The sequence below is a fragment of the Shewanella sp. TB7-MNA-CIBAN-0143 genome (genome assembly GCF_040310065.1).
Classification (GTDB): domain Bacteria; phylum Pseudomonadota; class Gammaproteobacteria; order Enterobacterales; family Shewanellaceae; genus Shewanella.
Genome location: NZ_JBEOPL010000132.1, coordinates 1 through 249 on the forward strand (window position 1 = coordinate 1; position 249 = coordinate 249).

Annotated in this window: 1 protein-coding gene; it reads right to left on the reverse strand. The window is 44.2% G+C overall.

Going from position 1 to position 249, the window contains the following annotated elements:
- Positions 1-249 (reverse strand): DUF1302 family protein (locus AAEY97_RS21410; protein WP_351001386.1); only part of this gene is annotated, 249 nt, incomplete at both ends.

A 249-nucleotide genomic window follows, 5' to 3' on the forward strand; every position in this document is an offset into this window, starting at 1 on the left:
GTATTACGCTCTATATAACCTTTTGCTAGCTCGCCTGGGCCAACAACACTGACAGCATTGCCTTGGCTCATTTGTGAAATACCTGCAAATTCAGGGCGTAAACCTGCCACTGCTAATTGCTCTGGCATTGCAGCGTAAAGTAGCTCTACGTCATCAATTTGTAGTGGTTCATCTTCGCGAAAAGTAAACTCACCGGCAAACGCAGTTTCACCTAAAGATGTGTTGAAGCTCAAACCATAGAGTTTAATG